General features: G+C 65.1%; 17 protein-coding genes. 14 read left to right on the top strand and 3 right to left on the bottom strand.

The window, feature by feature from the left end; all coding sequences use genetic code 11:
• The first annotated feature begins 13 nt into the window (after positions 1-13).
• Complete coding sequence (locus ACOGJB_RS07185) at positions 14-841, top strand: FAD binding domain-containing protein (protein WP_419840129.1); 828 nt, start codon at positions 14-16, stop codon at positions 839-841.
• 15 nt (positions 842-856) lie between these two features.
• Here ACOGJB_RS07185 and ACOGJB_RS07180 read toward each other — a convergent pair whose 3' ends face one another.
• Positions 857-1,600 carry an SDR family oxidoreductase gene (locus ACOGJB_RS07180; RefSeq protein ID WP_419840128.1) on the bottom strand — a complete coding sequence of 248 codons (744 nt, stop codon included), beginning with the start codon at positions 1,598-1,600 and terminating at the stop codon, positions 857-859.
• Positions 1,601-1,784: 184 nt separating this feature from the next.
• On the opposite strand from ACOGJB_RS07180, the gene ACOGJB_RS07175 reads away from it, so the two are divergent.
• The 3 genes from ACOGJB_RS07175 to galE all read left to right on the top strand — a co-directional run bounded on the left by ACOGJB_RS07175 (position 1,785) and on the right by galE (position 5,009).
• Positions 1,785-2,795, top strand: coding sequence for a fatty acid desaturase (locus ACOGJB_RS07175; RefSeq protein ID WP_419840127.1), 1,011 nt, complete (start codon positions 1,785-1,787; stop codon positions 2,793-2,795).
• Between the two features lie 176 nt (positions 2,796-2,971).
• Complete coding sequence (locus ACOGJB_RS07170; RefSeq protein ID WP_419840126.1) at positions 2,972-4,009, top strand: aldo/keto reductase; 1,038 nt, start codon at positions 2,972-2,974, stop codon at positions 4,007-4,009.
• Between the two features lie 40 nt (positions 4,010-4,049).
• Entirely contained in the window at positions 4,050-5,009 is a 960-nt protein-coding gene (gene galE, locus ACOGJB_RS07165; RefSeq protein WP_419840125.1) for a UDP-glucose 4-epimerase GalE, read from the top strand.
• A gap of 10 nt (positions 5,010-5,019) precedes the next feature.
• Here galE and galK read toward each other — a convergent pair whose 3' ends face one another.
• Together galK and ACOGJB_RS07155 are read right to left on the bottom strand one after the other, a co-directional pair.
• Positions 5,020-6,186, bottom strand: a complete 1,167-nt coding sequence (galK, locus tag ACOGJB_RS07160) for a galactokinase (RefSeq protein WP_419840124.1) — start codon at positions 6,184-6,186, stop codon at positions 5,020-5,022.
• The gene (locus tag ACOGJB_RS07155) at positions 6,183-7,154 is read right to left on the bottom strand and encodes a LacI family DNA-binding transcriptional regulator (protein ID WP_419840123.1); all 972 of its coding nucleotides are present in this window, start codon (positions 7,152-7,154) and stop codon (positions 6,183-6,185) included. The genes galK and ACOGJB_RS07155 overlap by 4 nt, the downstream gene beginning before the upstream one ends.
• Positions 7,155-7,418: 264 nt before the next feature.
• On the opposite strand from ACOGJB_RS07155, the gene ACOGJB_RS07150 reads away from it, so the two are divergent.
• From ACOGJB_RS07150 to ACOGJB_RS07105, 10 genes are all read left to right on the top strand, one after another.
• Entirely contained in the window at positions 7,419-8,882 is a 1,464-nt protein-coding gene (locus tag ACOGJB_RS07150; RefSeq protein ID WP_419840122.1) for an alpha-glucosidase/alpha-galactosidase, read from the top strand.
• Positions 8,879-9,829 carry a carbohydrate ABC transporter permease gene (locus ACOGJB_RS07145; protein ID WP_419840121.1) on the top strand — a complete coding sequence of 317 codons (951 nt, stop codon included), beginning with the start codon at positions 8,879-8,881 and terminating at the stop codon, positions 9,827-9,829. The genes ACOGJB_RS07150 and ACOGJB_RS07145 overlap by 4 nt, the downstream gene beginning before the upstream one ends.
• Positions 9,826-10,785, top strand: coding sequence for a carbohydrate ABC transporter permease (locus ACOGJB_RS07140; RefSeq protein WP_419840120.1), 960 nt, complete (start codon positions 9,826-9,828; stop codon positions 10,783-10,785). Before ACOGJB_RS07145 ends, ACOGJB_RS07140 begins: the two co-directional genes overlap by 4 nt.
• A 61-nt stretch (positions 10,786-10,846) precedes the next feature.
• Positions 10,847-12,268: an ABC transporter substrate-binding protein gene (locus ACOGJB_RS07135; RefSeq protein ID WP_419840119.1), complete on the top strand. Its 1,422-nt coding sequence runs from the start codon at positions 10,847-10,849 to the stop codon at positions 12,266-12,268.
• Between the two features lie 162 nt (positions 12,269-12,430).
• A complete protein-coding gene (locus ACOGJB_RS07130; RefSeq protein ID WP_419840118.1) occupies positions 12,431-14,080 on the top strand; it encodes a CRTAC1 family protein in 1,650 nt (549 codons plus the stop codon).
• Complete coding sequence (locus tag ACOGJB_RS07125; RefSeq protein ID WP_419840117.1) at positions 14,077-14,568, top strand: hypothetical protein; 492 nt, start codon at positions 14,077-14,079, stop codon at positions 14,566-14,568. Before ACOGJB_RS07130 ends, ACOGJB_RS07125 begins: the two co-directional genes overlap by 4 nt.
• The gene (locus ACOGJB_RS07120; RefSeq protein ID WP_419840116.1) at positions 14,555-15,721 is read left to right on the top strand and encodes an ABC transporter ATP-binding protein; all 1,167 of its coding nucleotides are present in this window, start codon (positions 14,555-14,557) and stop codon (positions 15,719-15,721) included. The genes ACOGJB_RS07125 and ACOGJB_RS07120 overlap by 14 nt, the downstream gene beginning before the upstream one ends.
• A 122-nt stretch (positions 15,722-15,843) precedes the next feature.
• Complete coding sequence (locus tag ACOGJB_RS07115) at positions 15,844-17,577, top strand: hypothetical protein (RefSeq protein WP_419840115.1); 1,734 nt, start codon at positions 15,844-15,846, stop codon at positions 17,575-17,577.
• Entirely contained in the window at positions 17,522-18,508 is a 987-nt protein-coding gene (locus ACOGJB_RS07110; RefSeq protein ID WP_419840114.1) for an AAA family ATPase, read from the top strand. The genes ACOGJB_RS07115 and ACOGJB_RS07110 overlap by 56 nt, the downstream gene beginning before the upstream one ends.
• Positions 18,509-18,519: 11 nt before the next feature.
• Positions 18,520-19,689, top strand: a complete 1,170-nt coding sequence (locus tag ACOGJB_RS07105; protein ID WP_419840113.1) for a vWA domain-containing protein — start codon at positions 18,520-18,522, stop codon at positions 19,687-19,689.
• The last annotated feature ends 57 nt before the right edge of the window (positions 19,690-19,746 follow it).

Here is a 19,746-nt window from a genome sequence, read left to right as displayed (position 1 = left end):
GGGGGGTACAGCAATGATTCCTGCAGCATTCGACTACGCACGAGCTGGCTCCGCGCAAGAGGCGATAGCGCTGCTCGGCGAGCATGGCGACGAGGCCAAGCTGCTGGCGGGCGGCCATTCGCTGCTGCCGATGATGAAGCTGCGCCTGGCGGTACCCAGCGTGGTTGTGGACATCGGCCGCGTCACCGATCTCAGCTACATCAACGACGGCGGCGATCACATCGCCATCGGTGCGCTGACACGCCACCGGGCGCTGGAGACCAGCAACCTGCTGGCCGCCGAGTGCCCGTTGCTGGGACACGTGGCCGGCGAGGTCGGCGACCCGCAGGTCCGCCACCGTGGCACCATCGGCGGCTCGCTGGCGCACTCCGATCCGGCTTCGGATCTGCCGGCGGCCGTGCTGGCGCTGGGCGGCACGCTCGTCGCGCAGGGCCCGAACGGCAGCCGTGAGATCTCCGCTGGAGACTTCTTCACCGGCTACTTCGAATCGGCCTTGGCCGACGACGAGATGCTCACCGAGATCCGGGTGCCCAAGGCGCCGGGGGACGGCTGGAACTATCAGAAGTTCAACCGACGGGCCCAGGACTGGGCGATCGTGGGCGTCGCCGCAGTGAAGGTGAACGGTGGGACCAATGTCGCGCTCGTGAACATGGGCTCCACGCCGCTGCGCGCGGGTGCGGTCGAAGCCGCACTGGCCGGGGGAGCGTCGGCCGCCGATGCTGCCGAGCAGGCGGCTGAAGGCACTGAAGCCCCCACCGACCTGAACGCCACGCCGGACTACCGCAACCACCTCGCCCGGGTACTCACCCGCCGAGCACTCGAAGCCGCCGGAGTCTCCTAGCCGAGACTTCCGCGATCAGTCCAGGAGGCCGGTGGCCTGGCCGCCGTCGATGAGCAGGCCTGTGCCGGTGACGAATTTGGCTTGCTCGCTGCACAGGAACGCCACCGCGGCGCCGAAGTCATCGGAGTCGCCGCAGACGCCCATCGGGTTGCTCTGACCGGCCTGTTCTTGGTCCATCATCTTTGACACCCGGTCGGTCCAATGCGTACCGGGCTGAGCTGAGTTCACCGTCACTCCGTCGGCTGCCACTTCTCGGGCGGTGAGCTTGAGGAAACTGGTCAAGCCGGCCCGTGCGACCGAGCTGGCGAGCAGGAACGGGATCGGCTGCTTCACGCCGACGCTGGTGATGGCGCACACCCGCCCCCAGCCGCGCTCACGCATTGGTGGGATGGCCACCCGGCACATCTCGATCATGGCTTTGCAGTTCATGTCGAATGCCACCTGGTAGGCATCCATCTCGGTGGTGTCGAACATGCCCGGCGGCGGACCGCCTGCGTTCGTCACCAAGATGTCGACGGAGCCGAGCCCAGCAATGGCCTGCTCCACGAAGCTGCGACCCTCGTTGGGATTGCCCAGATCGGCGGTGATCGAGAGCACGTCGCCATCGATCTGCGCAGCCGCCGCGGCCAGGCGCTCAGAGTCCCGGCCGCAGATGGCCACGCGCACGCCTTCGGCCGCGAGCGCCTTGGCCGACCCGAGCCCCAATCCTGCTGAGCCCGCGGCCACGGCCGCGGTACGTCCTGAAATTCCCAAATCCATCGTCGATTCCCCTGTCTCAGCCGGCTGTGAACGGATCCAGCCACTCGGTGGTCGCCCGGAACCGTAGCTAACGACCGGCTCCCCCGGCCAGCCCAAGCGAGTCGGCAAGTCTGCGGACTCGGTCTGGACCAGCCCAGTGCCGTGACGACTCTGCCGTGCTGTCCGAGCGCCGTAGCATCAAAGCGTGAGCGTGACCGACGCGCCGCCGACCCACGACGAGCTTGTGGCGAAGATGACCGGCGGCATGACGCGCCCCGATCTGCCCCGGTTCGAGGGCTCGGAAAGGCTGCGCCCCGACGGCCGTCCCAAGCCCGCGTTTCGAGCAGAGCTGCGCCGAGTCCCGAATGTGATCAACGCACTCGAGGTCATCGCGACGCTGGCGGCGCCGGTGGCAGTCGTCGCCGCGGTGATCGCCATCGGACACCCGCTCGCGGTGGTCGCGGCGGTGCCCGTGATCGGAACGCTGCAGCTGCGATGGTTCATCCTTCATCACGAAGCGGCCCACCGGTTGTTGTTCTCTCACCGCTGGCTGAATGACCGCATCGGCATCAACCTGTTGGGCTGGCTGCCGATGGGCACCGGCTCGCACTTCTACCGGCGGGGCCACGCCAACCATCATCGTGACGAATTCGGACCCAAAGAGCCCGACTTCCTGCTGTATTCCTTCTACCCGATATCTGCACGGTCGCTGCGGCGGAAGCTGTTGCGCGACCTCGTGGGCGTGTCGGCGTGGCGCATCACCAAGCCCCGTTTCACCGGGCTCGTGAAGCTGAAGTACGTGCCGCTCAGCCTGCGGTTTTTCGCCGGGCAGGCGATCGTGTTCGGGCTGTTCTGGCTGGCCGGCCACCCATGGCTGTACCTGTTGCTGTGGGTGCTGCCGTGGTTCACCTGGTACCAGTTCATCAACCGCCTGCGAGCCGTCGCAGAGCACGGCGGCATGACCCGGACGTCCGATCGCCGCAATACCACGCACCACATCCGCCAGAGCTGGCTGGCGCGGGTGCTGTTCGTGCCGTACCACGTCGGTTATCACCTGGCCCATCACGTCGACTCGGGCGTGCCGGCCCGGAACCTGCCGCGCTTGCAGCGCGCACTGGAAGAGGACGGCTACCTGCCCGCCGCAGCATCGTGGCCGACCTACCGGGCCCTCTGGCGCTCCCTTGCCGCCGGTTCGCCGCAGAGGCTGAGCCGATAGGCGAAGCCGTGGCCCGAGCGGCCCGTGAGCGAAGCGAACAAGAGCGGGAAACAAGAGGTCTACCGACGCAACGGCTCGCCTGTCGGCGGACTGTCGGATCTCGCGTAGCCCCCATTCCCGATTGCCGGCGGGGCAAACCGACGGGTGAGGGCCGCCGTCGAATACGTTTCGGGGCCATGTCGCGACTGAAATCCACCCAGCTCGGTTCGAACTGCGGTCTCCAGGTCTCCGAGCTCTGCTTGGGAACCATGAATTTCGGGATCCCCGGCCGGGGCCACCAGGGCGACTGGACGCTCGGCGTCGACGAAGCCCGCCCGATCTTCGAGGCCGCCATCGAGCGGGGGCTGTACTACTTCGACTGCGCTGACATCTACGGCGTCGGCGCCTCCGAGGAGGTCGTGGGGCAACTGCTGAGGGAATTGCTGCCGCGTGAGCAGTATGTACTCACCACCAAGATTTCGATGCCGATGGGCCGCAACCCCAACGAGGGCGGCCTGAACCGCAAACACATCATCGAGGGCATCGACAACTCGCTGCGGCGCCTCGGCGTCGATTACGTAGACCAGCTGATCATCCACCGCCATCCCCACGGCATCCCCGGCAGCGTCGCGACACCGATCGCCGAGTCGATGGAGGCGTTGCACGACGTGGTCAAGGCCGGCAAGGCGTTGTACCTGGGCGGCTCGTCGATGTTCGCCTGGCAGTTCGTCGAGCTGCAGATGACTGCCGAGATGCGCGGCTGGACGAAGTTCGTCTCGATGCAGAACCACTACAACCTCATCTACCGCGAGGAAGAGCGTGAGATGAACCCCTACTGCGCTAGCACCGGGGTGGCGCTCACCCCGTGGTCGCCTCTGGCGCGCGGCATTCTCACCGGTTCCTACCGGGGCAGCCTCGACGCTGGCACGACCGACCGCTCGAAAGGCCAGGACCGCTCCCGCACCGAGAGCCTCTACCGGGGCGAGCGCGACTTCGACATCGCCGAGCGGGTGTCCGAAGTGGCCGAACGGCTCGATGTGCGCCCCGCCCAGATCGCCTTGGCGTGGCTGGCGAACAAGCCCGAGATCACTGCCCCCGTCGTCGGTGTGTCCAAGATCAGCCAGCTCGACCAGCTCGTCGAGGCAACCACGATCGAGCTCAGCGCCGACGACACGGCCTATCTCGAAGAGCTCTACCAGCCCGTCGAGAACCTGCTCTCGCTCGGCACGAGCTGAGCCGGCGCACAGTGACCGAGGACCCGGTGACGAGATCCCTATGACCGTGCTCGTGACCGGCGGAGCGGGCTACATCGGCTCAGTCGTGGTCGATGCACTCACAGAGCGCGGTGAGCGCGTTGTGGTTGTTGACAACTTGTCGCGATCCTCGCAGCCGGTGCTGCCTCCTGGGGTCATCTTCGAGTCCGCCAGCGTGGGTGACAGCGAGGCGATTTCCCGACTCGTGCGTGGTCATGGCATCACATCGTGCATCCACCTTGCGGGGTTGATCTCCGTCGGAGAGTCCGTGCGGGACCCGGGTACGTACATCGAGAACAACGTCGTTCAATCGGCACGGCTGATCCGGGCGCTCATCGACGGCGGCGTCAAGTTCGTGGTGTTCTCCTCGTCTGCCGCGGTGTACGGAAACGCGTCGACTCAGCCGATCACCGAGAGCGCTCCGCTGCAGCCGACGAGTCCTTATGGCTGGACAAAGCTCTTCGTCGAGCAGATGCTGCGCATGCATGACACCGGCGATGGCCTTCGATCGGTGTCGCTGCGATACTTCAACGCTGCTGGTGCGACGTCGAACCGGACCGAGCGGCACAATCCCGAGACGCACCTGGTGCCCTTGGCCGTGCGCGCAGCATCGGAGCATCAAGAGCCGTTGACCGTGTTCGGTTCGGACTATCCCACGCCCGATGGCACCGCCATCCGGGATTACATTCACATCCGCGATCTCGTTGACGCGCACCTGCTGGCGCTTGACTACCTTCGCGATGGCGGTGCGACCACGGCGCTGAATCTGGGTGGGGGAACGGGCCACTCAGTGCTCGAGGTAGTCGCAGCAGTCGAGCGTGGCCTCGGACGAACAGTTCGGTACGAACTTGGGCCACGTCGCGTCGGTGATCCAGCCGAGCTGATCGCCTCACCGGAATTGGCTCGTCGCACCCTGAACTGGAAGCCGTCGCGCTCGACGCTTGACGAGATCGTGGCATCTCTGGCCGCGTTCGAGGGTTGAGCTGCTGGTGTCACCCGACATGCCATTCGGCTCGGTCGATGATCGAGGCGCCTGCCGCTGGCCGTGACAGCCAGACACTCGCGTCGAGTCCTGAGGTGGCCCGGTAGCCCTCCCGGACAGCGTTGGTGAAGGCACCTGCGGCGGCGGCGGTGACCAGCGCCACAGCGCATCCGGCAAAACCCCCGCCCGTCATGCGGGCACCGATGCATCCGGGACTGGCCTGTGCGATCTCCACGATTGCATCGAGCTCAGGTCCTGAGACCTCGTAGTCGTCTCGCAAGCTGACGTGACTTGCGTTCATCAGCGACCCGAGGACCTCAGCGTCGTTCTCTTCCATGGCTTGCGCAGCTTCGAGCGTTCGCTCATTCTCAGTAACGACGTGTCGCGCTCGCCGTCGCTCGGTTGCGAGTTCCTCCGGCAAGCGCTCGATCTCATCGAGCTGCGCGTCGCGCAGCGCGGGCACTTCGATCCAGTTCGCTGCCCGAGCGCAGGCGGAACGACGGTCGGCGTAGGCCGAGTCGACCAGCTCTCGCCGAGTCGTCGTGTCGAGAATTGCCATCACAGTTCCGTCTGGAAGCCGCCGAGGCCGGACATCGAGCAATCGGCAATCGATCAACGAAGCGTGGCCTGCGATTGCGCAGGCGGAGATCAGGGGATCCATGATTCCGCAGGGCATGCCGACGACTTCGTTCTCGACTCGTTGACACAATTGGGCAGTTTCCGCAGGTTCCCAGCTCTCGCCTGCGAGTCGCAGCAGTGCTCTTGCCAGAGCGACTTCCAGAGCCGCGGATGACGACAAGCTCGCCCCGATCGGGACGTCCGTTGCTATCGAGCAGTTCCATGAACCGGTTGAAATGCCGTGTCCATCCAGCAAGTGGCTGACGCCGAAGACATACGAGGCCCAATGCGTGGAATCGATCGACTCGCATTTGCTGTCCAGTGTTGCCGTGCCGAAGATTTCCGAGATCACTGTGCTGCGGAGACCGCTTCGAGCGGGACTCAGTGCGACGACCGTGTCGAACTCGATCGCCATCGGAAGTACGTACCCGTCGTTGTAGTCGGTGTGCTCGCCGATCAGGTTGACTCGACCGGGGGCCCTGCTCACCACAGCCGGTTCGCCCCAGCTCTCGCGATGCAGCGCAATAGCGCGCTGAGCCGCCGGCGTTCGATTGGTCACGCCGACTCGCGGACAACCAACTCGACGGGCAGCACCACGGTCTCCCTCTGCGCACCCGGCGATCCGATCAGGTCGCTGAGGGCAGCCACGGCCTCTGCGCTGAGCCGTGAGCGATCGAGTCGAATGGTCGTGAGAGCCGGCGTCACGTAGGAGCTCATCTCAATGTCATCGCAACCCACGACGGCGATGTCCTCGGGCACTCGACGACCGCTTGCGACAGCCGCTCGAACGGCTCCGATGGCGACGAGGTCGTTGTACGCAAAGACACCGTCCAGGTCTGGCATCTGGGCCAGCAACTCCGCGAGACCCGCTTCGCCCCCTTTCACCGTCGGATCTGTCTGCGCCATGGCCGGTGGCCGATGGTCGCCGCGGGTGTCCGCCAAGGTTCGCAGGAAGCCGCGCTCGCGATGACGTCGCCGGGGCGGGGACACCGTGGCACTGATGACGCCCATTTGCTGGCAACCACGATCGAGTAGGTGTGTCGCAGCGAGCCCGCCTCCGCCCTCCAGATCGAACGACACGCATGCGACGTTTGGTGCCTCCAGGAAGTCGTCCACGACCACGATCGGCAGCCCGCGCTCTCCGTAGTCGGTGAGTTGGTCGATCGAGTCGAGCGCGGGAAAGACGATGACACCGTCCACGGCGCGCACCCAGAACGACCTGAGTACCTCGGCCTGCCGCTCGGGGTCGCTGCCAGTACTCGCGAAGAACATGGTTTGTCCGGCTCCACGGGCGCGCTGCTGGATCCCTTCGGCAAGGGCGGGGAAGAACGGGTCGGTCATGTCGCCCCCGACGAGACCGACCGTGCCGCTGCGCTTGGTGATGAGTGCCCGGGCGACCATGTTGGGCCGATAGTGCAGTTCATCGACGGCCGCCATCACCTTGCGGCGCGTCTGCTCGGAATAGCCGCCCTCGTCGTTGACGACGCGCGACACGGTGCGCGGCGAAACGCCAACCTTGCCGGCCACGTCGTGGAGTGTTGCTTCCCGATCCATAGCGCTCCGTAAGCGAACTTCTGACCTGATCTGTTCTGTCGAACGTCACCGGATCAGTGTCAGCGCGAACTTACCGGCTCAAGCGAAGCGGGCACCAGTGCCAGGTCATCGTTGACGTCAACGTTGACGCCAACGTTGACGTATAGTAGTTTGGCCGGAGCGATCGACCTTGCGGCAGCCGAGAGCCTCGGCCGCCGAACACCGAGGCCGGATGATCGAAGCCCGCAAGGGGGGCAGATGGCCGCAGTCGCATTCATCGGGGCGGGGAGCACGGTGTTCTCGCGCAACCTGATGGGCGACCTGCTCGCGTACCCCGACCTGCGCGACGACCTCGACATCCGCCTCCACGACATCGACTCCGATCGACTGCGCACCTCTGAGATCGTCGGCCATCGGCTGGTCGAGGCGGCTGACGCACGCGCCAAGATCATGGCAACGACGGACCTCCAACGCGCCATCGAGGGCGCCGACTTCGTCGTGACGATGTTCCAGATCGGCGGTTTTGAACCGGCGACCGTCTTGGATTTCGAGATCCCTGAGCGATACGGCCTCCAGCAGACGATCGCGGACACCATCGGAATCGGCGGAATCATGCGCGGGCTCCGGACCGTGCCTGCACTGCTGGAAGTGGCCGGCGCCATCAGTGAGTTCAGTGCCCACGCACGCTTGCTCAACTACGCGAATCCGATGGCGATCAACATGTGGGGCCTGTCGTCGATGACTGATGTCGAGGCTTACGGGCTCTGTCACAGCGTGCCGATCACAGCGCAGCACCTCGCTACCGACTTGGGCATCGGCATCGCCGAACTGGACTACGAAGCTGCAGGCATCAATCACATGTGCTTCTTCTCGCGGCTGGAGCACAACGGGGAAGACCTGTACCCGAGGCTGAGAACCCTTCATCGGGAGCCGGAAGACTCGCCCAGGCGTGGTGAGTGGGGTTTGCATGATGCTGTCCGCTACGAGATGCTGCGGCGTCTCGGCTATTTCGTCACGGAGTCCAGCGAGCACTTCGCCGAATACACGCCCTTCTTCTTGAAGGACGGACGGCCGGACCTCATCGAGCGATTCAAGATTCCGGTGCGCGAATACGTGCGGCGTTGCGAGGAACAGATCGCCGAGTGGGAAGAGCTTCGGCGACGCCTCGAAGACCCCGAACACCCATTGGAAGTTCCCCGCAGCGACGAATACGCACCTCAGATCATCCACAGCATCGCGACAGGCACCGAGCGCTCCGTGTACGTCAACGTGCCGAATCAAGGCCTGATCGACAACCTGCCCGCGGGCTGCACGGTCGAAGTACCGGCCACAGTGGGAGCCACTGGGATCACGCCACACAAGATCGGTGCGCTGCCACCGCAACTGGCTGCGTTGATGCAGACCAACATCGGTCCCCAAGAACTCACCGTCGAGGCGCTTCGGACCGGTCGCATCGAGCACGTGTTCCACGCTGCGATGCTCGATCCGCACACCGCCGCTGAACTCGATCTTGACCAGATCTGGTCGCTGACAAGCGAGCTGATCGAAGCGCACGGCGAGTTCATTCCGGAATCACTCCGGCTCGAGCATCGGTCCGCCGGAAGCGGACCCGTGACGCAGCCTGCCGGAGGCGGACCCGTGACGCAGCCTGCCGGAGGCGGACCCGTGACGCAGCCTGCCGGAGGCGGACCCGTGACCCAGTCTGCGGGGGCAGACGCGTGACACAGACCGCGGCGCCGTCGCAGGTATCGCGCCGGCGCCGCGGTTTGGGGTCGTCCAACCTGCACGGTGGTTGGCGGTCGGCCTTCTGGTTCCTGCTTCCAGCCCTTGTGGGGTTTGTGGCGTTCTACCTGTATCCCGCGCTGCGGGGCGTGTACATCAGCTTCACGGACTGGAATCTCATCGCCAACCGGGGCAGCTGGGTGGGGGCCGACAACTATGACCGGCTGTTCAACGACCGTCAGGTCTGGGAATCGCTCAAGATCACGTTCAGGTACACGGTGATCAACATCGTCTCGCAGACGATCCTGGCGGTCGCCATAGCGGTGCTCATGGATCGGCTCACCAAGTCGGTCACGATCCGGGGAATCCTGCTGCTGCCGTGGCTGATCCCGAACGTGATCGTGGCGTTGCTCTGGGTCTGGATGCTCGATGGGAACTTGGGCATCGTCAACGACTTCCTCGGGCTCTTCGGGATGGATCCCGTCAGGTTCTTCACCGATTCCGACAAGGTCATTCCGAGCCTGGCGGGAATCAACACGTGGCGCCATATGGGCTACACCGCGCTGCTGATCTTCGCCGGCTTGCAGACCATTCCTCGCAGCCTGTATGAGGCGGCCGCAGTCGACGGTGCAACCGAGCGTCAGATGTTCCGTGACATCACGATCCCGCTGCTGCGCCCGATTCTGGCGCTGGTCTTGGTCATCACGATCGTCGGCTCGTTGCAGGTGTTCGACACCGTGTTCGTCGCCACCGGCGGATTCAACGGACAGCCCGGCGGACCCGCCAACGCCAGCCGCGTGATCTATCTGTACATCTACCAGAACGCCTTCGACTTCAACCAGCTCGGCTACGCAGCCACGATCTCTGTGCTGCTGGTGGCCATCCTGCTGACCGTTACCTTCCTGCAGCTCAAGCTCCTGCGGGCCGGCGAGAGCGACCTGGCATGAGCACGCCGACGGTCGAAGACGTGGCGGCCGACGTAGCGGGACCGCAACCGCTCGCACAGCCCTCCGCCCGGCTGGGAAAGCCGCGGATCGGACGTGCCGCGGCATGGGCATTCATGGTCGCCATCCTGATCGTCAGCGTGTTCCCGTTCTGGTGGGCACTGCGCACTGGCCTGTCGACCAACGGTGAGCTCTTCGCCGGTGAGCAGAGCCTGCTGCCGGTCGGGTACACCGACAACAACTTCGAACGAGTCCTCGGCACCGCCAGCGACGAAGAGATCCTGGAGAGCCTCGGACGCCAGAACACCGGATCGTTCGACTTCCTGCAGTCGTTGAAGGTCAGCGTCATCGTGTCGACGGCGGTGACCGTCGGGCAGGTGGCGTTCTCTGCCATGGCGGCCTATGCGTTCGCTCGCCTGAGGTTCCGGGGCCGCGACAAGCTGTTCTTCCTCTTCCTCAGCGGGCTCATGGTTCCGCCGATCTTCACGCTCATTCCGAATCTGATCCTGGTCAAGAACCTGGGCTGGCTGAACAGCTACGCGGGAATCATTGCGCCGTTCTTCTTCATGACGCCATTTGCGGTGTTCTTCCTGCGGCAGTTCTTCCTGGGCATCAGTCGCGAGGTTGAGGAGGCAGCGCTGCTCGATGGCGCCGGGCACTTCAGGACATTCTTCGGGATCATCGTGCCCGTCAGCGCCGCTCCGCTCGCGACGCTCTCGATCCTCACCTACATCACTTCGTGGAATGAGTTTCTCTGGCCCTTGGTGGTGGCTCGGGACCCGGCGCGCCAGCCGCTCACGGTGGCGCTGGGTCAATTCACGGCTCAGCAGCCGGGGACCTCCCCGGACTGGTCTGGCCTGATGGCGGGCACATTGCTCGCCGCTCTGCCGATCATCGTGATCTTCCTGGCCTTCGGCCGGAAGGTCGTCGACTCGATCGGCTTCTCGGGGATCAAGTGATCCCCACCGACAGTCGGGGGCCCGATGTGGGTCGCCGCTTACTCCTGGGAGGGAGAACCAGATGACTAAAGCGCTATGGAGGCTGCTCGCAGTCCTTTTCGCATTTTCGCTCGTCGCCGCAGCGTGCGGCGGCGACGACGACGAAGAAGCCGACGCCCCTGCGGCGACGGAGGCCCCGGGGGCGGACGACGCCGACTCCGACGCTGACGACGACATGTCCGCAGAGGCAGTCGGCATCGAGTACTGGCTCTGGGACGGCAACCAGCAGCCGTTCTACGAGCAGTGCGCCGCCGACTTCGAGGCGGCCAATCCCGGCATCGACGTCGAGATCACCCAGTTCGGCTGGGGCGACTACTGGACCAATGTGACCGCAGGATTCGCTTCCGGCTCCGGTCCCGACGTGTTCACCGATCACCTCGCTCGTTACCCGGAGTTCGTGGCCAGCGATGTCCTCGTTCCGCTCAATGACTTCGTCGAGCGTGACGGCGTCGATACCGGCGCCTACTTCCCGGGTCTTGCTGAGCTGTGGGTAGACAACCATGGCAACCGCTACGGCCTGCCGAAGGACTTCGACACAATCGCGCTCGTGATGAACGCCGACCACGTTGCCGGCGCAGGCGTGAGCGCCGCGGACTTCGCAGCAGCCGAGTGGAACCCCGACGACGGCGGTTCGTTCGGCGAGCTCATTCGCAAGCTGAGCGTCGATGCCAACGGCAACACCGGCGACTCGGCGGACTTCGATCCGGGCAACGTCGAGGTGTACGGCCTCGGCCTCGAAGGCAACTTTGGCGCATTCGGCCAGACGACCTTCTCGGCATTCGCTGCGTCGACCGGGTTCGAGTTCCTCGACGTGAATCCGTTCGGAGACTCGGCCAACTACGACGACGCGCGCTTGGCGGCCACCATCGACTGGTTCACCCGGATGATCGAGGCCGGGTACGTCGTGCCCATCGAAGACGTTGAATCGCTCGGCGGCACCACCGTGTTCCAGAACGGCTCAGCTGCTGTCATGGCAGACGGTTCGTGGAAGATCGGAACCTACGTCGGCGCCGATACGCCGTTCGACGTGGAGTTCGCTCCGCTCCCGGTCGGACCGAGCGGTTCGCGCGCCTCGATGTTCAACGGCCTCGCCGATTCCATCAACAAGCACTCCGAGCACCAAGAAGAGGCCTGGCAGTGGGTCAAGCACATGGCGTCGGCTGAATGCCAGAACGTCATCGGCGAGGGCGCGGTCGTGTTCCCGGCCATCCCCTCGGCTGCGGAGATCGCGATCGCTGCGCATCAGGGCAACGGCGTGGACGTGACTGCGTTCACCGTGCATGTTGACGACGGCACCACGTTCCTGTTCCCGATCACCGACAGCGCCAGCCAGATCGAGGCCATCGTCGGCCCTGCCATGCAGGAAATCCTGCGCGGCCAAGCTGACGCTGCGGAGCGCCTCGCGCAGGCATCCGACGAGGTCAACGCCGTCCTCGGTTCCTGATGGTTGTCTGCCCTCCCAGCTGAGTTCGGATCGGAGGTGCCAGTGTTGTTGAGGAGTCGCCTCCCGTGTTCCTCGACGCCCCGGTTGCCTCCGATCCGCCTCCGCGCTCGCGCCGGCCGGAGCACGCCTTCCCGAAGGCCGATCCGTACAGCTGGCGTCAGTGTGCTGCTGGCACTGGCAGCGCTGATCGGGAGCGCCTGCGGCGGCCAGTCCTCAACGAGCATGGGAATCCTGGGGATGACTGTCGAGACGTCGCCTCATGGTGATCGCGGGACGTGTGATGGCCGATTCGCGTCGTTCGACCTCGAGCACCACACGCGGGGCCCCGGGACGAGCCGCTCCATGTTCGACGGGATGGGTGCCGGTCTCGCCGTCGGCGACGTGGACTCCGACGGAGACGATGACATCGTGCTGGCCAACATCAGCGGCGAAACCTCCTTGCTGTGGAATGAAGGCGACCTGCGCTTCCGCCGCGATTCACTCATCGAGGGCCGCTTCCGACAGGTGTCGATCGTCGACAGCGACGGCGACGGCAGCAATGACGTTGTGCTCACGACCGGTGTCGGCCGTCCGCTGGCCATGCGCAATACGGGGACGGGATCGACAGCTGCCGAGCGTTTCGAGCGGCATGAGATCGTCGGCCTCGATGCTTACACCTACTCCATGGCATGGGGCGATCTCGGAGGCGACGGAGATCTCGACGCAGTGACCGGCGCCTACAACGCTGAGCTCACTGCCGAGCGTCGCCTGAACCTCGGCGACAAGGGCGGCGTGGGACTGTTCGAGCGCGCCGATGGTGCCTTCGCCCACACACAGCTCGCGCCGGAGTCTCAGGCGCTCGCCACCCGCATCGGTGACATCGACGGCGATGGCAAGGCCGACATCTTCGTCGGCAATGACTTGGCGACACCCGACTACGTATGGTTCGCAGGTTCCGACGGAGCGTGGGAGCAGGCATCGCCGTTCTCCCAGACTGCATTCAGCACGATGGGCGTTGACGCCGGCGACATCGACAACGACGGCGACCTGGACTTGTTCGCCACCGACATGAAGCCCATGGATGATCGCCCTGAGACCCTCGACGCGTACGCGGAGGTCCAAGCTGACATCGACGCCTCGCCCACAGACGACATCCAGAAGCCGGAGAACGTGTTGCTGCTGTCGAGGGGCGATGGCTATGACAGCGACGCACCCTCGTTCGGGGTCGAGGCCACCGGCTGGAGTTGGTCCGGTCTCTTCGGCGATCTCGACAACGACGGTTTCCAGGACCTCTACGTCGTGAACGGGATGGTGGCCGAGAATCTGTTCGGGCATCTTCCCGACGCCAGCCTGGTCGAGCCCAACCAGGCATTTCGCAATGTTGACGGTGAGCGATTTGAGCTGGCCCCGAGCTGGGAACTGAACGACACGACGGGCGGTCGAGGCATGGCATTGGCCGATCTCGACCTCGACGGAGATCTCGACATTGTCGTGAACAATCTCAATGCACCGTCGCGGCTGTACGAGAACCGGCTGTGCGCAGGGAACGCCGTCACGGTGGCGTTGCAGTGGGCCGGCACGGGGAACGCCGCGGCATGGGGGGCTGTCGTCAGGCTTCGTGATCGAGACGGCGACACGCTCGTGCGTACCGTCGAATCGGCGCGTGGCTACCTCTCGGGCGCGTCTGCGGTCCTGCATTTCGGCGTGGGCGATACAACGGGACCTGTCGAGATCGAGGTGACGTGGCCTGACGGCGCAGTCGGCAAGGTCGGCGACATCGACGTGAATCGCCACGTATCCATCACCCGCTCGGCAGGGGAAGTGCAGCGATGAGTCGTGAGTACTCCGTGCAGCCAGGCTCGTCGGCCGATCGTCGCCGAGATGCCGCAGTGCACGTGACGCCGTTGATTCCGGCCGCCGCGGCTGTGGCGGTGATCGGCCGGCCTGCGCTCTGGGCTGCGCCGGTGCTCGTGCTGGGACCGTTGGTTGTCGGCGGGATCCTGACGCGAGGGCGAGATGTCGGCAGGAGGCATCGGATTCGGGCCATCGACTTCAATGCAAACGTCGCGCTCGCTGCGTTGGTCTTGTGGGGAGTTCTGGAACTCGGCACACGAATCGAGTTGCTCGGCATCCTCGTGCCGGTCGGCGTGCTGCTGCTGTCACTGCTTTGGCTGAATTGGCTGCTGATGATCGCGATTGCTGTGAACCGGGCGAGATACGGAGAGCTGTTCGAACCGCCGTGGGTCGTGCCGTTCGCGCGCTGGAGAGACGGACGAAGCCTGCGGATCATGACGAAGGAGCATGCACATGGCGACGGTTGAGCTCGCTGAGCTGACGAAGGTGTATCCGGGCGGCGTCACCGCCGTGAACGCCATGAGCCTGAGTATCGACGACGGCGAGTTCGTCGTGTTCGTCGGTCCATCGGGCTGCGGCAAATCGACGGCGCTGCGTATGGTCGCCGGTCTCGAAGAGATTTCCAGCGGGACCCTGCGAATCGGCAATGCCGACATGACCAAGGTGCATCCGAGAGACCGGGACATCGCCATGGTCTTTCAGAACTATGCGCTGTACCCGCATCTCACGGTGCGCAAGAACATCGCCTATCCGCTGAAGCTGTCCAAGACACCAAAGTCCGAGATCGACGAGCGGGTTCAGCGGACAGCCGAAGTGCTGCACCTGACGGAGTATCTCGACCGCAAGCCGGCGGCGCTGTCAGGCGGACAGCGCCAGCGCGTCGCCATGGGACGGGCAATCGTGCGCGAACCGGCGGTGTTTCTCATGGACGAGCCGCTGTCGAATCTCGATGCGAAGCTGCGCGTGTACATGCGCAGCGAGATCTCCCGAATCCAGCAAGATCTCGGCGTCACCACCGTCTATGTCACCCACGATCAGGTCGAGGCGATGACCATGGGTGACCGCGTGGCCGTGCTCAACGGCGGCGTGCTCCAGCAAGTCGCCGAGCCCTCCGTGCTCTACCGACAGCCCGAGAACATGTTTGTCGCGGGATTCGTCGGATCACCGGCGATGAATCTCTTCGAGTCGGAGATCTCGATCGGCGACGCCGCGATCGCCGTGGAGATGGCTGATCAAACAGTCGAAATGCCGCTCTCGTTTCTTGACGGCTGTCCGGCGCTGCGCGCCCACGAAGGCAGGCGCCTGGTGTGCGGCATCCGGCCCGACGACGTCTACGACGCAGCACTGGCCCCGGAGGGGGGCCAGCGGATCAGCGCCAATGTGCAACTGCTCGAGGAGCTCGGTTCTGAGATCGTGGCTCATCTCGACATCGGCGTCCAACGTGTCGAGGCGGGCGGTCCGACCACCGATGCGGACGACTCCGAAGACCTCGGCAGCGCCTTTTTGGGTCGGTTCGCCCAGCAGAGCGAGGCGCGTGTCGGTCAGCGCATCGAGATCGCCATCGACGTGTCGGCGCTGCACTTCTTCGATATGGCGACTGGCGGCGTCATTCGGGCCTGAACCTGCCTGCATTCGCTAGCTGAATAACCCTCATGGCTTTCTTGAGTTTCGTGAGAGATTTCGTGAGAGATACTGTGCAATTGGGAAGCAGCTACACGGCTTAGGGGGTACGGGAAACGGCAATGGCGTACTTCGATTTGGGCTCGTACCGCTGGCCGGTAACGACGCCCGACGCTGAAGCCCAGCTCTGGTTCGACCGAGGCATGGCTTGGTGCTACGGCTTCCACCACGAAGAGGCGATTGCCTGCTTCGAGCGTGCGCTGCTGCACGATGCCAACTTCGCGATGGCCCACTGGGGCATCGCATACGCCGTCGGCCCGAATTACAACAAGGCGTGGGAAGAGTTCGATCCCGACGACCTGCGCACTTCGTTGCAGCGTGCTCGTGTCGAGGTGGCGGCAGCCGTCGCTCTCTCGCAGGGCACCAGCGACCTCAAGCGAAATCGTGCCGAAGCATCTCTTGCTGCGGAAAGATCAGCAGACATCAGCGACCTCGAGCAGGCATTGATCGGCGCGCTGGCACATCGCTACCCGTCTGCTCCCCACGAACCCGGCCCCGACGACTTCCGGCGCTGGAATGACGCGTATGCGTATGCGATGCGCGAGGTGTACCGGTCCTATGGCGGCGACCTCGATGTCTGCTCGCTGTTCGCCGAAGCCATCATGAACCGGACCCCATGGGGGCTCTGGGACTTGGTGACCCGCGAGCCGGCGGCGGGCGCGGGAACGCTCGAAGCAGTCGACGTGCTGGAGACGGCGTTCGAGACGCTCGACGCCGCAGGCGCCAACGCTCACCTGGGCTTGCTGCACATGTACATCCACCTCATGGAGATGTCGCCGCATCCCGAGCGCGCCTTGGCTGCTGGCGACCGGCTCGTCGAACTGGCGCCCGATGCTGGGCACCTCGTGCACATGCCCACCCATATCGACGTGCTGTGCGGCCACTACCACAACGTCGTCACCCGCAACTCCGCAGCGATCGTCGCCGATCGGAAGTACCTGGACCTCAAGGGCCCTATGAACTTCTATTCCGCCTACCGCTGCCACGACTACCACTTCAAGGTGTACGGGGCGATGCTGGCCGGCCAGTACGCCCCGGCCCTCGAAGCTGCCGAAGAGATGAACCGCACGCTGCCCGAGGAGCTGTTGCGAACTGGCTCGCCGCCGATGGCCGACTGGCTCGAGGGATTCGTGGCGATCAAGCAGCACGTGTTCGTGCGATTCGGCAAGTGGCACGAGATCCTCGATCAGCACCTGCCGTTCGACCAGCAGTTCTATTGCGTGACCACGGCCATGATGCGCTACGCGCGCACCGTTGCATACGCCTCGCTGAACCAGGTCGACGACGCACTCGCCGAACGCGAGGAGTTCATAGCCGCCAAGGCTCATGTCCTGCCGAGCCGGACGCTGTTCAACAACACCGGCCTCGACATCCTGGCTGTGGCCGAAGCCATGCTGAATGGCGAGGTCGAGTACCGGTGCGGCAACTTTGATGTCGCCTTCGCCTATCTCCGCGAAGCGGTAGAGCTCGACGACAACCTGCCCTACGACGAGCCTTGGGGCTGGATGCAGCCGGCGCGTCACGCCCTGGCCGCGTTGCTGTCAGAACAGGGCCAGTTCGAAGAGGCCGAGGCGCTGTACCGAGCCGACCTGGGCCTGGATGACCAGCTGCGGCGCCCCTGCCAGCATCCCGACAACGTCTGGAGCCTCCACGGCTTGCACGAGTGCCTCGTCCGGCGCAACGAGAAGGTGGAAGAGCCGCTGATCCGCCAGCGTCGTGACCTCGCCGTTGCACGGGCAGATGTGCCCATCACGGCGTCCTGCTTCTGCCGCCTCGAGGCCGCTGCATCGGGGTGAATGCCAGGGCGTAGCCTTGGCCGCTGTGTTCACGGCGCCCAGTACCACTGCTGATGTCTCCGCGGCGTTGACCAAGCACGGGTATCTGCCCGATGAGGGCCTCTCGACGGTGGTGTACCTCTCGCTCACGATGGGTCGGCCGCTGTTCCTCGAGGGCGACGCTGGCGTCGGCAAGACCGAGCTGGCCAAGGTGCTCGCGGCTTGGATAGGCGGCGACTTCATCCGCCTGCAGTGCTACGAGGGCATCGATGCTGCCCAGGCGCTTTACGAATGGGACTACACACGCCAGCTCCTCCACCTGCGCACTGCGGAGGCTGCGGGACGTGCCGCTTCCGACGCCGAGGCCATCGAGGATGAGCTGTATTCGGAGCGCTTCCTGATTCGCCGGCCGCTGCTGCGGGCCATCGACCACGACGACGCCACGCCCGCTGTGCTGCTGATCGACGAAGTCGACCGCGCGGACGACGAATTCGAGGCATTTCTGCTCGAGGTGCTGTCGGATTTCACCGTCACCGTGCCCGAGCTGGGCACCATCACGGCGGCCCAGCCGCCGCTTGTGGTGGTCACCTCTAACCGCACCCGCGACGTGCACGATGCCCTCAAGAGACGCTGCTTGTACCACTGGGTGTCGCATCCCTCGGTGGAGCGCGAGGTTGAGATTGTCAAGCTCAAGCTGCCCGACGTGGACGGCGCACTCGCTCGGCAGGTGGCGTCGGCCGTGTCGGTCATGCGCGAGATGCGGCTGTACAAACCGCCCGGTGTGGCCGAGACCATCGACTGGGCAACGGCCTTGGGACGGCTCGGAGCGGCCGAGCTCGATACCCCCATGCTGGAAGCCACGCTGGGCACGGTGCTGAAGTATCGCGAGGACACCCAGCGAGTCACCTCGGTGGGCATGGAGATGATCATGGCCGCCGTGGCTGAGGCCTGATTGAGCAAGCCATGAGCGCCGCCGGCACTGAACTGGGTGCCCCTGCGTCGGCAAGCGACGGTCACGTCAACGAGCCCGAGCGCTTGGCCTCGGCGTTCTCGTCCATTCTGCGCGGCGCCGGGCTGGTGGTCACGATCCGGCGGGTCATGGCCTTCACCGAAGCGCTCCGGCTGCTTGGTGTTGCCGACCGTGCGGACGTGTACTGGGCAGGCAGGGCGACGCTGGTGGGAAGTCCCGCCGATATCGGCGTCTACGACCGCGCATTCGCCGTCTTCTGGGAGGGCCGTACGCCCAGCGGGATCGTCGTGGAGCTGCCGCCGATCTCGGTGACGCTGGCTACCGACACTGAGGACGACGACGACGCTGCGCCGCCAGCCGATGGCGATGAGCCCGACACCGGCCCCACGCTGCGCGTCCGCTACAGCGATGTCGAGACGCTGCGTCACAAAGACTTCGCCGACTGCAACGACACAGAGCTGACTGAGCTTCATGCGCTGATGGGCGAACTGCGCTTTCGGGCGGTCACCCGGCGCTCGCGGCGCGCTGTTCGGGCAAAGCGCGTCTCCCGGCGGCCCGATCTTCGCCGCACGATCCGCCGTGCGCTGCGCACGGGAGGCGAGGCCATCCGCCGCGAGTTCCTGACCGGCGACCGCAAGCCGCGGCGCCTGGTGCTGCTGCTCGACATCTCTGGCTCCATGGAGCCCTACGCCCGTGCGCTCGTGCGTTTCGCTCATGCCGCGGTGGTCGGCCGCACTCGGGTGGAGGCATTCACGATCGGCACCCAGCTCACCCGGGTCACCCGAGAGCTGTCATCGCGCGATCCCGATGCTGGTTTGCGGGCCGCCTCCGACTCGGTACAGGACTGGTCGGGCGGCACCCGGCTGGGTGCAACACTGCATGAGTTCAACGATCGTTGGGGAGTGAGAGGCCACGCTCGCGGTGCGATCGTGGTGATCTGCTCGGACGGCTGGGACCGTGGAGCTCCTGACGAACTGGCCGAGCAGATGGCGCGATTGCACTTGGTCACCCACCGGCTTGTGTGGGTCAACCCGCTCAAGCACACTCCCGGCTATGCGCCGCTGGCCCGAGGCATGGCCGCGGCGTTGCCGCATGTCGACGAGTTCATCGAAGGTCATTCCTTCGATTCGCTCGAACATCTGGCCGCCGCCATCGCGGCCTGAGTCGGGAAGCATCGCTACCTCACCCGACGGATCACTCATCGAGAAGGCGAGACTGGA

The sequence above is a fragment of the Candidatus Poriferisodalis sp. genome, assembly GCF_965208895.1.
In the GTDB taxonomy this organism is placed as follows: domain Bacteria; phylum Actinomycetota; class Acidimicrobiia; order Acidimicrobiales; family Poriferisodalaceae; genus Poriferisodalis.
Note: the sequence above shows the minus strand (reverse complement) of the source record. Positions and strands in the feature narration are given on the sequence as shown.

Excerpts from the sequence above, each read along its gene's own strand:
- ACOGJB_RS07185 (WP_419840129.1), top strand. The coding sequence starts at position 14 with ATGATTCCTGCAGCATTCGACTACGCACGAGCTGGCTCCGCGCAAGAG.
- ACOGJB_RS07180 (WP_419840128.1), bottom strand. The coding sequence starts at position 1,600 with ATGGATTTGGGAATTTCAGGACGTACCGCGGCCGTGGCCGCGGGCTCA.
- ACOGJB_RS07170 (WP_419840126.1), top strand. The coding sequence starts at position 2,972 with ATGTCGCGACTGAAATCCACCCAGCTCGGTTCGAACTGCGGTCTCCAG.
- galE (WP_419840125.1), top strand. The coding sequence starts at position 4,050 with ATGACCGTGCTCGTGACCGGCGGAGCGGGCTACATCGGCTCAGTCGTG.
- ACOGJB_RS07150 (WP_419840122.1), top strand. The coding sequence starts at position 7,419 with ATGGCCGCAGTCGCATTCATCGGGGCGGGGAGCACGGTGTTCTCGCGC.
- ACOGJB_RS07140 (WP_419840120.1), top strand. The coding sequence starts at position 9,826 with ATGAGCACGCCGACGGTCGAAGACGTGGCGGCCGACGTAGCGGGACCG.
- ACOGJB_RS07135 (WP_419840119.1), top strand. The coding sequence starts at position 10,847 with ATGACTAAAGCGCTATGGAGGCTGCTCGCAGTCCTTTTCGCATTTTCG.
- ACOGJB_RS07125 (WP_419840117.1), top strand. The coding sequence starts at position 14,077 with ATGAGTCGTGAGTACTCCGTGCAGCCAGGCTCGTCGGCCGATCGTCGC.
- ACOGJB_RS07120 (WP_419840116.1), top strand. The coding sequence starts at position 14,555 with ATGGCGACGGTTGAGCTCGCTGAGCTGACGAAGGTGTATCCGGGCGGC.
- ACOGJB_RS07115 (WP_419840115.1), top strand. The coding sequence starts at position 15,844 with ATGGCGTACTTCGATTTGGGCTCGTACCGCTGGCCGGTAACGACGCCC.
- ACOGJB_RS07110 (WP_419840114.1), top strand. The coding sequence starts at position 17,522 with ATGTGCCCATCACGGCGTCCTGCTTCTGCCGCCTCGAGGCCGCTGCAT.
- ACOGJB_RS07105 (WP_419840113.1), top strand. The coding sequence starts at position 18,520 with ATGAGCGCCGCCGGCACTGAACTGGGTGCCCCTGCGTCGGCAAGCGAC.